The organism is Acidovorax sp. 94 (assembly GCF_003634645.1).
GTDB classification, from domain to species: Bacteria; Pseudomonadota; Gammaproteobacteria; order Burkholderiales; family Burkholderiaceae_C; genus Acidovorax; species Acidovorax facilis.
On sequence record NZ_RBJA01000001.1, the window covers coordinates 1395774 to 1409725 of the forward strand.

9 protein-coding genes are annotated in these 13952 nt (G+C 67.0%); 2 read left to right on the forward strand and 7 right to left on the reverse strand.

What is annotated here, in order from left to right:
• Positions 1–7: 7 nt before the first annotated feature.
• Entirely contained in the window at positions 8–1375 is a 1368-nt protein-coding gene (gene chrA / locus C8C94_RS06545) for a chromate efflux transporter (RefSeq protein WP_121420145.1), read from the reverse strand.
• Complete coding sequence (locus tag C8C94_RS06550) at positions 1372–2340, reverse strand: chromate resistance protein ChrB domain-containing protein (protein ID WP_121420146.1); 969 nt, start codon at positions 2338–2340, stop codon at positions 1372–1374. The genes chrA and C8C94_RS06550 overlap by 4 nt, the downstream gene beginning before the upstream one ends.
• A gap of 273 nt (positions 2341–2613) precedes the next feature.
• Between C8C94_RS06550 and C8C94_RS06555 the strand changes: the two genes are divergently transcribed.
• Positions 2614–4548: a propionate--CoA ligase gene (locus tag C8C94_RS06555; protein ID WP_255424255.1), complete on the forward strand. Its 1935-nt coding sequence runs from the start codon at positions 2614–2616 to the stop codon at positions 4546–4548.
• 75 nt (positions 4549–4623) lie between these two features.
• On the opposite strand, the gene C8C94_RS06560 is transcribed toward C8C94_RS06555, so the two are convergent.
• The 5 genes from C8C94_RS06560 to C8C94_RS06580 all read right to left on the reverse strand — a co-directional run bounded on the left by C8C94_RS06560 (position 4624) and on the right by C8C94_RS06580 (position 12402).
• Positions 4624–5172: a hypothetical protein gene (locus C8C94_RS06560; RefSeq protein WP_121420148.1), complete on the reverse strand. Its 549-nt coding sequence runs from the start codon at positions 5170–5172 to the stop codon at positions 4624–4626.
• Between the two features lie 136 nt (positions 5173–5308).
• On the reverse strand, positions 5309–9127 hold the full coding sequence (locus C8C94_RS06565) for an EAL domain-containing protein (RefSeq protein ID WP_121420149.1): 3819 nt from the start codon (positions 9125–9127) through the stop codon (positions 5309–5311).
• Between the two features lie 154 nt (positions 9128–9281).
• Positions 9282–10208 carry a DMT family transporter gene (locus tag C8C94_RS06570; RefSeq protein ID WP_055401926.1) on the reverse strand — a complete coding sequence of 309 codons (927 nt, stop codon included), beginning with the start codon at positions 10206–10208 and terminating at the stop codon, positions 9282–9284.
• Positions 10205–10753 carry a methylated-DNA--[protein]-cysteine S-methyltransferase gene (locus C8C94_RS06575; protein ID WP_121420150.1) on the reverse strand — a complete coding sequence of 183 codons (549 nt, stop codon included), beginning with the start codon at positions 10751–10753 and terminating at the stop codon, positions 10205–10207. The genes C8C94_RS06570 and C8C94_RS06575 overlap by 4 nt, the downstream gene beginning before the upstream one ends.
• A 65-nt stretch (positions 10754–10818) precedes the next feature.
• On the reverse strand, positions 10819–12402 hold the full coding sequence (locus C8C94_RS06580; RefSeq protein WP_233573420.1) for a DNA-3-methyladenine glycosylase 2 family protein: 1584 nt from the start codon (positions 12400–12402) through the stop codon (positions 10819–10821).
• A gap of 157 nt (positions 12403–12559) precedes the next feature.
• On the opposite strand from C8C94_RS06580, the gene C8C94_RS06585 reads away from it, so the two are divergent.
• Positions 12560–13948, forward strand: coding sequence for a phosphomannomutase/phosphoglucomutase (locus C8C94_RS06585; RefSeq protein ID WP_055401757.1), 1389 nt, complete (start codon positions 12560–12562; stop codon positions 13946–13948).
• The last annotated feature ends 4 nt before the right edge of the window (positions 13949–13952 follow it).

Here is a 13952-nt window from a genome sequence, read left to right on the forward strand (position 1 = left end):
AACTGGTTCAGGCCAGCCAGGGTTTGAGGAAGGTCACTGCCAACCCCACGGCCGCGCACAGCCCCAGCAGCGGCATCACCCCCAGCTTGAAACGAAACAGCGCCACCAGTGCGCCCACGGCGATCACCGCCGACACGGCATCGAACGCCCCGCCAAAACCCTTGGGCCATAGGAGGTGGTAGGCAAAAAACAGCGCCAAGTTCAGGATCACACCCACCACAGCGGCGGTGATGGCCGACAGCGGGGCGGTGAAACCGAGCTTGCCGTGGGTGGCCTCAACCGCCGGGCCGCCCGCGAGGATGAAGATGAACGAGGGCAGAAAGGTCACAAACGTCACCACCGTGGCGGCGGCAGCAGCGCCTGCAAACAGCGCTTCCGGGCCCCACACCTGCTGCAGCCAGCCGCCCACGAAGCCGACGAAGGCCACCACCATGATCAGCGGGCCGGGCGTGGTCTCGCCCAGCGCCAGGCCGTCGATCATCTGCGGGCCGCTGAGCCACTGGTATTGCTCCACCGCGCCCTGGTAGACGTACGGCAGCACGGCATAAGCGCCGCCAAAGGTGACCAGCGCGGCCTTGGTAAAGAACCAGCCCATCTGCGTGAGCGTGCCTTGTACCCCCTGGGTGACGACCAGCGTTGCCATGGCCGCCAGCCACAGCGCCAGCCCGGCCGCCAGCACCCTGGCCAGATGGCTGCGTGAGAAGCGGGCGTGGGGGGGCGTGGGGGTGTCGTCGTCGATCAGTGCTGGGCCGTAGCCCTTGTGGCCGTCGGCATGGCCGCCTCCGAGGGCAAACACGCCAGGCCAGCGTTGTGCGCCAAAGTAGCCTATCAGCCCGGCCGTCAGGACAATGGCAGGGAAGGGCGTGTCGAACGCAAAGATGGCCACAAACGATGCGGCAGCGATGCCCCACATCCAGCGGTTCTTGAGAGCCCGCGTGCCAATGCGGTGCGCTGCGTGCAGCACCAGTGCGGTCACGGCGGGTTTGATGCCATAGAAGATGCCCGCCACCACCGGCACATCGCCAAACCGCAGGTACACCCACGACAGCGCGATCAGGATGAACAGCGAAGGCAGCACAAACAGCGCCCCGGCCACGATGCCGCCCCAGGTGCGGTGCATGAGCCAGCCGATGTAGGTGGCCAGCTGCTGCGCCTCGGGGCCGGGCAGCAGCATGCAGTAGTTGAGGGCGTGCAGAAATCGCTTTTCGCTGATCCAGCGGCGGCGCTCCACCAGCTCGGCATGCATGATCGCAATCTGGCCCGCAGGCCCGCCAAAGCTGATGAAACCGAGCTTGAGCCAGAACAGGAAGGCCTCGCCAAAGCTTACGGGGGTGGGGCGGTCCAAGGCGGAGGGGGTGGGCGCAGGGGTGGTCATGGTGCGGCGCTGGTCAGCGGAGCCTGGGAGGATGGAAGGGTGGTTGGCACGGCGTACAAGGCGTCGAACACCTGCGCGGCGGCCTGGGCGAGGGCGTCGTCATCCGCATGCACTTCGCGCAGGCCAGCCAGCACGGCCTCCAGCCCGGCGGCTTCGGGCACGGGCATGCCGCCGGTATCCAGGTAGTGCACGGCGCGGGCCAGGCGCTGCAGGCGGGGGTCCGTCTCCAGCCCGAAGCTGGCAATGAGCACCTCGAAGGTCACCAGGGCACCCACGTGGGTAAACCGGGCGCCGTCAAAGTCAAAGCCCAGGACATCAGCAGGCGGTGATGCCGGATCGGCCAGCCACACAAAACGCGCACCCGGGTCAACGAATCGGCGGATCAGCCAAGCGCAGGCCAGGCGGTCCACCCAAGGCCGCGCCCGCGTCGCCCAGCGCTGGTTCTGGAACTGGGCGGTGTCAAGGCGCTTGATGCCATGGGCCGGCAGGGCGGCGGGTTCCCCGCGCGAGAAGCAGGCGTCCAGCGCCTGACGCAGGCTGGCCAGGTCGGCATCGGCCTGCGCGGCTGCGGCGCCAGGGTAGTAGTCGATGCGGTGCAAGGCCTGCAGGGCGTCGGCAATGCCACGCAGGCGGCGGCGGGCCTCGGTTTCGGTGAGCTGTGCCAGCTCCGCCTGCAAGGCAGTCGCCGTATCGCGCCACAGCATGAAGACCTCCGTGCGGTCGAACAGCGCTTCGATCTCCTGGCGCTGTGCGCTGTCCGGCGCAGTGAGGGTCAGCAGCATGGCCGTGCCGCCGTGTTCTCGCACCTCGGTGGCAATAGGGGCGAGCAGGCCCGCGTGTTCTTCCGGCAGCAGGTAGGCGCCGTCGCGCAGGGCGGCGCAACCCAGTGCCTTGAGATTGCGCCAGATGCGCAGCCGCACGGCGTTGGGCTGCGTCGGCAGCGTCATGATGAGGGTGGACCACATAGCATTGAAGTATATGCATTAAGTAGTGAAATAGTTATTTCTATTTCAAAAATCGTCATCACCAAAGATTCCTTGCATGCCGGGTGCTTCTGGTCATACAAGGGAGCAGAGCGGGCGAAAGAGCATGCCGTACACAGGAACAGCGCCCAATGCAGGGCGGCAGTCGCTTTGTCCATGGAGATGTGGCCCCGTGTAAGTGGATTCAGGGCCGATGCCAAGCCCTGCGTCAGTTTGCCGCAAGCCCGTTATGAATAATTATGAATTCAAAACCTGCTGTCTTGGCAGGCCGAGAGAGATGCCGAGGAGACCCCCACAATGACCGCTTACGCTGATTTCTACCGCCAGTCCATCGACCACCGCGACGCCTTCTGGAGCGAACAGGCGCAGCTGATCGACTGGAAGACGCAGCCCCAGCAGGTGTGCGACTACAGCAACCCGCCCTTTGCCAAATGGTTTGTGGGCGGCACCACCAACCTGTGCCACAACGCCGTAGACCGGCACCTGGCCACGCGCGCCAGCCAGGCGGCGCTGGTGGCCATTTCGACCGAAACCGACACCGAGCGCAGCTACAGCTTTGCCGAGCTGCATGCCGAGGTGCAGCGCATGGCAGCCGTGCTGCAGAACCTGGGGGTGAAGAAGGGCGACCGTGTGCTCATCTACATGCCCATGATTGCCGAAGCCGCCTTTGCCATGCTGGCCTGCGTGCGCATTGGTGCACTGCATTCCGTGGTGTTTGGCGGCTTTGCGTCGGGCTCACTGGCTTCGCGCATCGAAGACGCCGAACCCGTGGCTGTGGTCAGCGCCGATGCCGGGTCGCGCGGTGGCAAGGTGGTGCCTTACAAGCCATTGCTGGACGAGGCCATTGCGCTCTCCAAACACAAGCCCGCCGCTGTACTCATGGTCAACCGCGGCTTGGCCCCCATGCACCTGCAGCCGGGCCGCGACCATGAATGGGCGCCGCTGCGCGAGCAGCACCTGAACACCGTGGTGCCGTGCGAATGGGTGGAGTCCACCCACCCTAGCTACACGCTGTACACCAGCGGCACCACGGGCAAACCCAAGGGCGTGCAGCGCGACACCGGTGGCTACACCGTGGCGCTGGCCGCCAGCATGAAGCACATCTTTGATGCCAAAGCGGGTGACACCTACTTTGCTACCAGCGACATCGGCTGGGTGGTGGGTCACAGCTACATCGTCTATGGCCCGCTGATCGCGGGAATGACGACCATCATGTACGAAGGCTTGCCCACGCGACCCGATGCCGGTGTGTGGTGGAGCATTGTCGAAAAGTACCAGGTCACCCACATGTTCTCGGCACCCACGGCGGTGCGGGTGCTCAAGAAGCAGGACGCCAGCTGGCTCAGGAAGTACAACGTCTCCACCCTCAAGGCCCTGTGGCTGGCGGGCGAGCCGCTGGACGAGCCCACGGCCCAGTGGATCAGCGACGCGCTGCAGGTGCCCATCATCGATAACTACTGGCAGACCGAAACCGGCTGGCCCATCCTGACGCTGGCCAATGGCGTGGAGCAGCAGACCACACGCTTTGGCAGCCCCGGCAAGGCCATGTACGGCTACCACGTCAAGCTGATCGACGAGAGCAACGGCGAAGAACTGACCGGTGCCAACCAGAAAGGCGTGGTCGCCATCGAAGGCCCGCTGCCCCCCGGCTGCATGCAGACCGTGTGGCGCGACGATGCACGTTTTGTGAACACCTATTGGAAGAGCATTCCCGGTCGGCTGATCTACAGCACCTTCGACTGGGGCATCCGCGACGCCGACGGCTACCACTTCATCCTGGGCCGCACGGACGACGTGATCAACGTGGCAGGCCACCGCCTGGGCACGCGCGAGATCGAGGAGAGCATTGCCTCCCACCCCAACATCGCCGAAGTGGCCGTGGTGGGCGTGGCCGACAGCCTGAAGGGCCAGGTCGCCATGGCATTTGCCGTGGCACGCGATGCGTCGGGCCTCACGGACGATGCAGCGCGCCTCAAGCTCGAAGGCGAAGTGATGAAGCAGGTGGACCACCAGCTCGGCGCGGTGGCCCGGCCGTCGCGTGTGTACTTCGTGACCGTGCTGCCCAAGACCCGCAGCGGCAAACTGCTGCGCCGCGCTCTCCAGGCCGTGGCCGAGCGGCGCGACCCGGGTGACTTGACGACGATGGAAGACCCGGCGGCGCTGCAACAGGTGAAGGACCTGGTGGGGTGACGAGCCTTTTCGACCCGCAGTGGGCTCCGTACAAGGGCCGCCGTGCTGTTCGCGTGGGGCTTGGCACGCCAGGGCTCAGGAGATCACCAGGGTGAAGTAGCCAAACTCCATGTCGGTCGCTTCGGACACTGCTGTGACGGTGGCGTTGGGATTGGATGTGGTCACGCTGTCAGTCGTGATGCCATTGATGACGGCGTAGACGGAGTAGACATCGCTGATTTCCACTGTGACCTGCACGAATGAGTCAGGCACTACGACGTCTTGTACTAGCACACCTTGGTGCGTGATCTGGAAGGTCACCGGGCCAAGGCTGGTTTTTTCGAATTGCATCTGGTTGGCAACGCTACTGGGTGTTGTCACCACTTCGAATTCGTAGGTTTGCTGGGCGCGCTGCTGCTTCACCTGCGCCAGAAAACGGGTCGCACCACTGACTGCTATCGGTGCGGAGGTATAGGTGTTGCCTTCCAGTATGGTGCTGGCCGTGATCTCGAAAGTTTCGGCCTCCGGGACGGATAGCGTCGCGCCGGGGGCGAGGCCCGGCAGGCGGGCGAGGGCCAGCCCACCCCGGTGAATCACGTACTGGGCGATGTACGAGGTGCTGTTGGTCAAAGTCAAAGCGCTCATGGGACCCCTCCGATAGTAAGAAAAGAACGGAGATTCATTTTTACCGCCTTGGCGGTTGCAGCGCCCGGATTTTTTGCCATCGGCGCAGTGCGCTGGCACCGGGCCAGAGCGGGGCGAGACTCCGGCCGGAGCGCAGTCACGCAGGCCGGTTTTTCTGCCACCCCACCGGCGGTTGCCACCCTGGCGTCCAGCCGATGAAATCCTGTAGCGGCATGGGCCGGGCGATGCAGTAGCCCTGGGCCTGCATGCAGCCCAGCTGCAGCAGCATCTGGCCTTGTTCGATGGTTTCCACGCCTTCGGCAATCACGCGGTAGCCGAAGGAGCGGGCCAGGCCGATGACCCCCTGCACGATGGCCAGGTCGCCGGGGTCGCCCATCATGCCGTGCACAAAACTCTGGTCGATCTTGAGCGTGTCCATGGGCAGGCGGCGCAGGTAGGTCAGCGACGAGTAGCCGGTGCCAAAGTCGTCCAGCGACACCGCCACCCCCAGTGCACGCAGCGCCGTCAGGGTTTGCGCCACGGCGGTCAGGTCGTAGAGGGCGGCGCTTTCGGTGATCTCGATTTCCACCAGGTGGCCGGGCACGCCTGGGTGGCGGGCGATGCACCGGGCCATCCAGTCGGCAAAGTCTGGGTTTTGCAGGTGCTGGGCGGCGATGTTGATGCTCAGCGGCAGGTGCAGTCCGTGTGCCTGCAGTTGCGCCAGCACGGTGAGTGCGGCTTCGACCACCCATTCTCCAAAGTCGATTTCCAGCTCGGTGCCCTCCAGCAGGGGCAAGAACTCGCCCGGCGGCACCAGGCCGCGTTCGGGATGCTGCCAGCGCGCCAGCGCTTCGGCACCCACCACGGCCCCACTCCTCATGTCCACCTTGGGCTGCAGGTACAGCGTGAACTGCGCGGCGGCCAGGGCCTCGCGTAAGTGGCGGCCCTGTTCGCGCTGCAGTTGCAGGGCGCGTTCCTGCGCAGCGTCGAACTGGTGGAACCGGTTGCGCCCGGCCTGCTTGGCGGCGTACATGGCCTGGTCGGCGTGGCGCAGCAGGGCGTCGGCGTCGGCGTCATCCTGCGGGAACACGGTGTAGCCGATGCTGGCAGTGACCACCACACGCTCGGTGTCGAGTGTGTAGGGCGCTGAGATGTTGTCCATCACCCGGTGCAGCATGCGCTCGCAGTCTCCCACGGATTCAAGGTCGGGCATGAGGATCACGAACTCGTCGCCGCCCAGGCGCGCCACCGTGTCCAGCGGGCGCAGCGCGCGTGTGAGGCGGCCCCCCACCACCACCAGCAGGCGGTCGCCCGCGCCGTGGCCCAGGCGGTCGTTGACGGGCTTGAAGCCGTCCAGGTCCAGGTAGGCCACACCCAGTTGCCGACCGTTCTGGCGCGCCTGGTCCATGCACTCCTGCAGCTTGCGGGCCAGCAGCACGCGGTTGGGCAGACCCGTGAGGGCGTCAAACAGGGCCAGCCGCTGCAGCAGAACCTCTTGCTCGCGCTGGGGCGTGACGTCAATGGCCACGCCCAGCATGCGTGCGGGGCGGCCCGCCGCATCGAAGCCCACGATCTTGCCCAGGTTGCGCAGCCAGCGGGCGGGGTCGCCCGGCTGGTTCACGCGCCAGGTGGCGTCGAACGGGGTGCCGGGGTGGGTGGTGTGGCGGGCCAGTTCGCTGGTGATGCGGTCGATGTCGTCGGGGGCAATGCCGGCGGTCCACTGCGTGGAGGCCAGTGGGGTGTGGGGCGTGTCCAGGCCTCGCATGGCGTGCCAGCGGCTGTCGCCGGTGACGGTGCCTGTCTGCAAATTCCAGTCCCACAGGCCCAGCGATGCCGCCGAGATGGTGAGCGAGAGCAGTTCCTCGCGTTCCCGCACCTGCTCTTCGTTGCGTTTGCGGTCGGTGATGTCGTGCACCGAGAACAGCCAGCACGGCTCGCCATCGAATTCGGTGGCGCGCATGGACTGCAGCACGGTGCGGGGTGGGCCGCCACGCACATTCAGGTTGACCTCGTAGCTGCTCAGGTGGCCCGAGCGCTCCACCTCCGCAATCAGCTTTTCGCGGTCGTGTGCGGTGAAGATGCCCAGCTCGACCGCAGTGCGGCCAATGGCCTCCTCGCGCGGGATGCCCAGCATGTCCACCCAGGCGGGGTTGATGTCCACATAGCGTCCGTCGCGGCGGTGCGACAGGCCCATGGGGTAGGGCATGAGCTGAAAGATGCGCGAGAAACGCTCTTCGGACTGGCGCAGGCGCTGCTCGGCGCGCTTGGCCTCGTCGATGTCCTGCATCACGCCGCGTACGCGGGTCACGCGCCCGTTTTCGATCACCGGCTCGCCCATGGCGCGCACCCACACCAGCCGACCGTCGGTGTGCAGCACCTCGATCTCCATGCTCCACTCGCGGCGCTCCAGAATGCTCAAGCGGAAGTTGGCGCGCAGCGTTTCGCGGTAGGCGGGCGCCACATGGCGGTCGATGTAGTCGTGGGGCAGCGGCGAACCGGGGGGCAGGCCGTGGATGTCAAAACACACGTCTGACCAGTAGACCAGGCCCTTGCCGCGCTCGTCCTCCCAGGCACCCAGCCGGGCCAGGCGGCCGGCCTGCTGCAGCAGGCCATTGAGGGCCCGCAGCTCGTCACTGGCGCGGTGGGCTTCGGTCATGTCATGGAAAACGAACACAAAACAGTTTTCGCCATCCACAAGCACGGAGCGTGCCGACATCAGTCCCGGGATGCGTCCGCCCTCGCGCTGCGCAACCAGCGGCAGGCGGTCCACCTTGCCGTCGCGGCGGAAGGTCTCCACCAGCCGCTTGCGTTCCTGTTCAGAGGCCCAGATGTTCAGCTCGGTCGATGTGCGGCCGATCACCTCCTCGCGCGGGCGCCCCAGCACCTCGCAGAATGCGGGGTTCACGTCGATGTAGCGGCCGTCCGAGATGCGCGAGATGCCTGCGGGGTCGGGCAGCGTCTGGTAGAAGGTCGTGTACTTGGCCTCGGACGAGCGCAGCGCATCTTCGGCCGCGCGGTGGGCGGTGATGTCCACGTCCATGCCGATGAGGCTGGTCGGCCGGTTCTGGGCGTCGCGCGTGGCCACCGTGCCGCGCGACATGAGCCAGTGCCAGCGGCCCTCGGTGTCCATCACCCTGAATTCGGCTTCGTAGCTGTCTTCCAGCCCGTCCATGGCCCGCGCCAGCCTGGCCGCATTGCGCTCGGCATCCTGCGGGTGGCGCCGGGCATACCAGCGCTGCCACAGGTCTGGCGCCTCCAGATCGGCGGCGGTGATGCCGAAGGTGTCGTAGAAGCTGCCGTGGCAGCGGAACTGGCGCTGCACCACATCCCACTCCCAGTGCCCGCCACCCATGGAGTCGAGCACCAGGCGCAGCCTGCGCTCTTGTTGTGCAAGGGCTTGCTGGATGTCGCTGCGTGAAAGCTCGGAGCGCGCCCCGTTGGCCAGCAGCAACCGGCCCACGCCCAGCATCAGCACCCCGGCGCCGTGGTGCCATGGCAGGCTTCGCGCCATGTCGGATGCGCCGTCGGTAGCCCACAGGCTGCCAGACACGGCCAGGGGCAGGGTCAGCGTCAGGCCGATCAGTGCAGCCCATTTGGGCACCTGCAGGCGTGCCCCCACATGGCGCCACAACAACCCCGTGGCCACCGACACGCCCAGCACGGCAACGGCTGGAACCGCATCGGACATATCAGTGCGCACCGCTGCCACCAGGGCGATGAGCGCCGCAATGATGGCCGCCGGAAACCTGAAAAAGAGCGCCAGAAACGCCGCCACCGTGGGGTAGGCCACCACCCGCAGCTCGGGGGCGTTCCAGCGCAGCGCCTCAAAAGAAATCCAGGAAACGAGGCCGCCTGCCAACCCCAGCAGCAGCAAGGTGCGGCGCGACGGGTGCAAGGACTCGCGCGGCGGCAGCCAGGCCAGCACCAGCAGCAGCGACATCAGCGCTGTGGCGGCCAAAAGGGTGTTGTTACCCATGGAAAACCCCTGGGCAAGCCAATTGCGGCGGGGTAGCCGCAGGCCAGGAGTAGCAGGGGGAGCGGCCGGGGATGTGTGTGGCAGTACAGCGCCCGGTGCCGTTGACGGACTTGGTCAGATGGCAAAAGCCCGAAGAAAACCCCATGGGCCAAGTTTAGGGCCGTTCTGAGGCGGGCAGGGCGGGCCTGAGTGTCCTGATAAGTCCGGTTGACAACAATGTGCCGCACACGATGACCACGGCGCAGCCCACCATCCAGGGCGTGATGCGTTCGCCCAGGAAGACCGTGCCGTACAAAACCGCAAACACGGGGGTGATGAAGGTCACGGCCAGCGCCCGGCTGGGGCCGGCACTGGCGATCAGGCGAAAGTACAGGATGTAGGCAATGCCCGTGCACAGCACCGCAATGGCAATGATGGCGCCCCAGGCGCGCAGGCCTGGCATCTGCGCAGGCCAGAACCACAGCGTGGGCAGGGCCAGTCCCAGCGCCGCGCCCAGCTGGCTGCCGGTAGCGGTGGCCAGCGGTGGAATGCCCGTGAGGTAGCGCCGCGCAAAGCTGGCCGACAGCCCGTAGAAGCTCGAAGCCAACAGGCAGGCGGCAATGGCCCATTCGGCGCTGTCACTCTTGAACCCGGTGCCCGCTGGCGCACGCCAGGCCAGCAGCGCCACGCCCACAAAACCCAGTGCCAGGCCCGCCCAGCGCAGGCGGTTGATGCGGTCACCCAGCCACATCCAGGCCACCAGCGCGCCAAACAGCGGCACGGTGGCGTTGAGGATGGAGGTCAGGCCCGTGGCAATGTGCAGCACAGCCCAGGAAAACAGCGCAAATGGAATGGCCGAATTGATGACCCCCGCAAACAGGATGGGCCGCCAGTGCTGGCGCAGCGCAGGCCAGTGGCCCTGGCGCAGCATGATGGGCCACAGGAACACCGTGGCCAGCGCCACGCGCAGCCCGGCCGTGGGCAGAGGGCCGAAGTCGGACGCACCCAGCCGCATGAACAGAAAGGACGCGCCCCACAGCGCCGCCAGCAAGATGAATTCGCCGATCCAGGTGGAAACGGGCTGGTTGCCGGGGCTGTTCATGCATGTCCTTTGCGGAAAGCGTTGGGGGAGGTGGAGGGCAGCGCATTTTCCAGCGTCAGCAAGACCGCTTTGCGATCAAGGCCACCGGCATAGCCCGTCAGGCTGCCGTCCGATCCCACCACGCGGTGGCAGGGCACCACCACGCTGATCGGGTTGCGGCCCACGGCGGCGCCCACTGCGCGCACGGCCAGGGGGCGGCCCAACTGGCGGCTCAAGGCGCCGTAGCTGGTGGTGGCACCCCGGCCGATGGCCAGCAAGGCACGCCACACAGCCTGCTGAAACGGCGTGCCACCCGAAAGGTCCAGCGGCAGGTCAAACCCCGCACGTTGCCCGGCGAGGTACTGCTGGAGCTGGTGGGCGGCTTCCTTCAGCACGGGGTGGCTTGCCGTGTCAGCCCAGGCCGTGGGGCCATGAAGCCGCTGGCTGGGCTCGTGGCGCTGGCCTTCAAACCAGACGCCGACCAAGCCGGCGGGCGACGCCGCCAGGCGCACGGGCCCCAGCGCGGTGGAGGTGCGCATTTGCACGGTGTGGGGGTGAAATTGCATGACTGAATGAACGATTTTTAGATGAAATTGGCCTCCAGCGCTTGATGGATAAGCGCTAGCAGCTCCTACTTTGATAGTGATGGAACTGGTGGCAAGGCACCCGCCGGGGTGCCCGCTGCCCAGGCGCGCAGCACCGCGTAACTGCGCCAGGGCCGCCAGGCCTGCGAGGCCTCGCCTGCGGCGCGGGCCGGGTTCTTGTGCCCCTGCACGCCCAGGGCCTTGTGCAGCGCCACATCCCCGGCCGGAAACGCATCGGGCCAGCGCAACACGCGCATGGCGATGTACTGGGCCGTCCAGTCGCCAATACCGGGCAGGGCGCACAGCGCGGCCGTGGTGCTGGCCACGTCGGCGCCCGCGTGCAAGGCCAGCGTGCCGCCATCCACGGCGCGGGCCAGCGCCACAATGGCAGCCTGGCGCTGGCGCACGATGCCCAGCTGGCCCAGGGTGTCGCCGTCGGCCGCTGCCAGCGTGGCAGCGGTGGGGAACAGGCGGTTCAGCCCGGGCCAGGGCGTTTCGATGGGCTCACCCAGCCTCTCCACCAGCCGCTGGCCCAGGGTGCGCGCAGCGGCCACGGTGATCTGCTGGCCCAGCACGGCGCGCACGGCCAGCTCAAAGCCGTCGAACGCACCGGGCACCCGCAGGCCGTCGCCCTGGGGGAAGTGCTGGTGCAGCACGGCGTTGATGGCCGCGGGGTCGGCATCCAGGTCGAGCATGGCGCGCACGCGGCGGATCACGAGCGGCAACACGGGGTACAGGCTGTCGCTGGTCTGCAGCAGCACCTGGTGGCGGGCCCCGTCAAAGCGTGCGCTGAACCATCCCGTGGTTTCGCCGGGCAGGCCGGTGCAGGAAGCGGGCAGACGCACCGTGCGCCGCAGCGTGGTCTCCTCCGGCAGCACCCATTCCACACCGTGGAACTGCCGCCGTTCAAAAAAGGCCAGCAGTGCGGGCACATCAAACGGCGGGCGCCAGGCCAGGCGCAAGGTGCTGGTGGGTTGCGCCCCTGCGGTGGTGCCGCTGCGCCGCAGCTGTGTGGGGTTCAGGCCGTAGTGCCCCGAAAACGCCGCATTGAACCGCCGCACACTCGCAAAACCACTGGCCAGCGCCACCTGGGTAACGGGCATGGGGGTATCGGTGAGCAGTTGTTTGGCGGTCAGCAGCCGGCGCGTCTGCAGGTATTGCAGGGGCGACACGCCAAGGGCCGCCTCAAAAATGCGGCGCAGGTGCCGGTCGCTCACGCCCAGGCGCTCGGCCAGCCGGGCCACGGTGGCACTGCCTTCGCCGGGCGCGGACGGGGCGGGCCACAGGTCGGGCGCATCCAGCAGGCGCACGGCCTGCTGCACCAGGATGCCACTGGCGTCCTGCACCGACCACACCAGCGCCTGCGGCGCTAGCTCGGGCCGGCAGCGCAGGCAGGGGCGAAAGCCCGCGTTCTCGGCCTGTGCGGCCAGCACAAAAAAGCGGCAGTTCTCGCGCCGGGGCGTGCGCACGGCGCACACGGGGCGGCAATAGATGCCGGTGGAGGTCACCGCCGTGAAAAAATGCCCGTCAAACCGTGCATCCCGCGCCAGCACCGCCAGGTAGCGGCCTTCGTCCAAGGCGGTGTCAGGTGCCTGGGCAACGGGTGGGGTGGGGGGGGAGGGCAGATTCATGGGCTGGATCATAGGAGCCGGGGGTGTTTTCACTGGCCGTTTTCGGACATGTGCCTCAGCCCAACGCGAGGGTTTGCCCCCAGTACCCCCGGAGGGCGCGCCTACAATGCAGCGGACTTCCAAAAACAGCCCAACTCCCTACGCGAAAGGCCCCTGCGTGCAGCCCACACCCGCCATTTTCAAAGCCTACGATATCCGCGGCATTGTGCCGTCCACGCTCAACGAAGAAGTTGCGCTCGGCCTGGGCCGGGCCTTTGGCACGGCAGCCCGCGCCGAGGGGCAGACCACCGTGGCGGTGGGGCGCGACGGGCGCCTGTCGGGCCCGGCCATCTCGGGTGCGCTGATCCAGGGGCTGGTGGAGGCGGGCATTGAGGTGATCGATGTGGGCCTGGTGACCACGCCGCTGCTGTACTTTGCAGCCAGCACGCTGTGTGCCAGCGGCATTCAGGTCACCGGCAGCCACAACCCCAGGGACTACAACGGCTTCAAGATGGTGCTGAACGGCCGCGCCATCTATGGCGAAGAAATCCAGCAGCTTCGCCGCACCATGGAGCAGGAAACCTGGCAGCTGCTGCCCGGCGGCTCGGTGCGCCATGTGGACGTGCTGCCCGCGTACCGCGAACGCATCGTGGGCGATGTGAAACTGGCCCGCCCGATCAAGATCGTGGTGGACTGCGGCAACGGCATCGCGGGCGCCTCGGCGCCGGACATCTTCCGAGCCCTGGGCTGCGAAGTGATCGAGCTGTTCTCCGAGGTGGATGGCAACTTCCCCAACCACCACCCCGACCCGAGCAAGCCCGAGAACCTGCGTGACTTGATCGAGGCCCTGAAGGCCAGCGACGCCGAGTTGGGCCTGGCGTTTGATGGCGATGGCGACCGCCTAGGGATCGTGACCAAGGACGGCACCAACATCTTCCCCGACCGCCAGATGATGCTGTTTGCGCAAGACGTGCTCTCGCGCGTGCCCGGCGGCGAGATCATCTTCGACGTGAAGTGCACCCAGCGCCTGGCGCCTGCCATTGCGGCCGCTGGCGGCGTGCCGGTGATGTTCAAGACCGGCCACTCGCTCATCAAGGCCCGCATGAAGGAGACCCACTCCCCGCTGGGCGGCGAGATGAGCGGCCACATCTTCTTCAAGGAGCGCTGGTACGGCTTTGACGACGGCACCTACGCGGGCTGCCGCCTGCTGGAAATCCTGAGCAAGTCCACCGACCCGAGCGCCGTGCTCAACGCGCTACCCACCAGTTTCTCCACCCCCGAGCTGAACGTGGCCTGCGCCGAGGGCGAACCCCACCGCCTCACGGCCGAGCTGCAGGCCCTGGCTGCAGAGACCTTTGCCGCGCCCTCTCAGATCAGCACCATCGATGGCCTGCGCGTGGACTGGCCCGACGGTTTTGGCCTGATCCGTGCCAGCAACACCACGCCGGTGCTGGTGCTGCGCTTTGAGGGCCACACCACCGAGGCCCTGGCCCGCATTGAAGCGGCCATGCTGGCCCTGCTGCACCGGGTCAAGCCCGATGCGCACGTGGGCGCCGCCAGCCACTGACGCC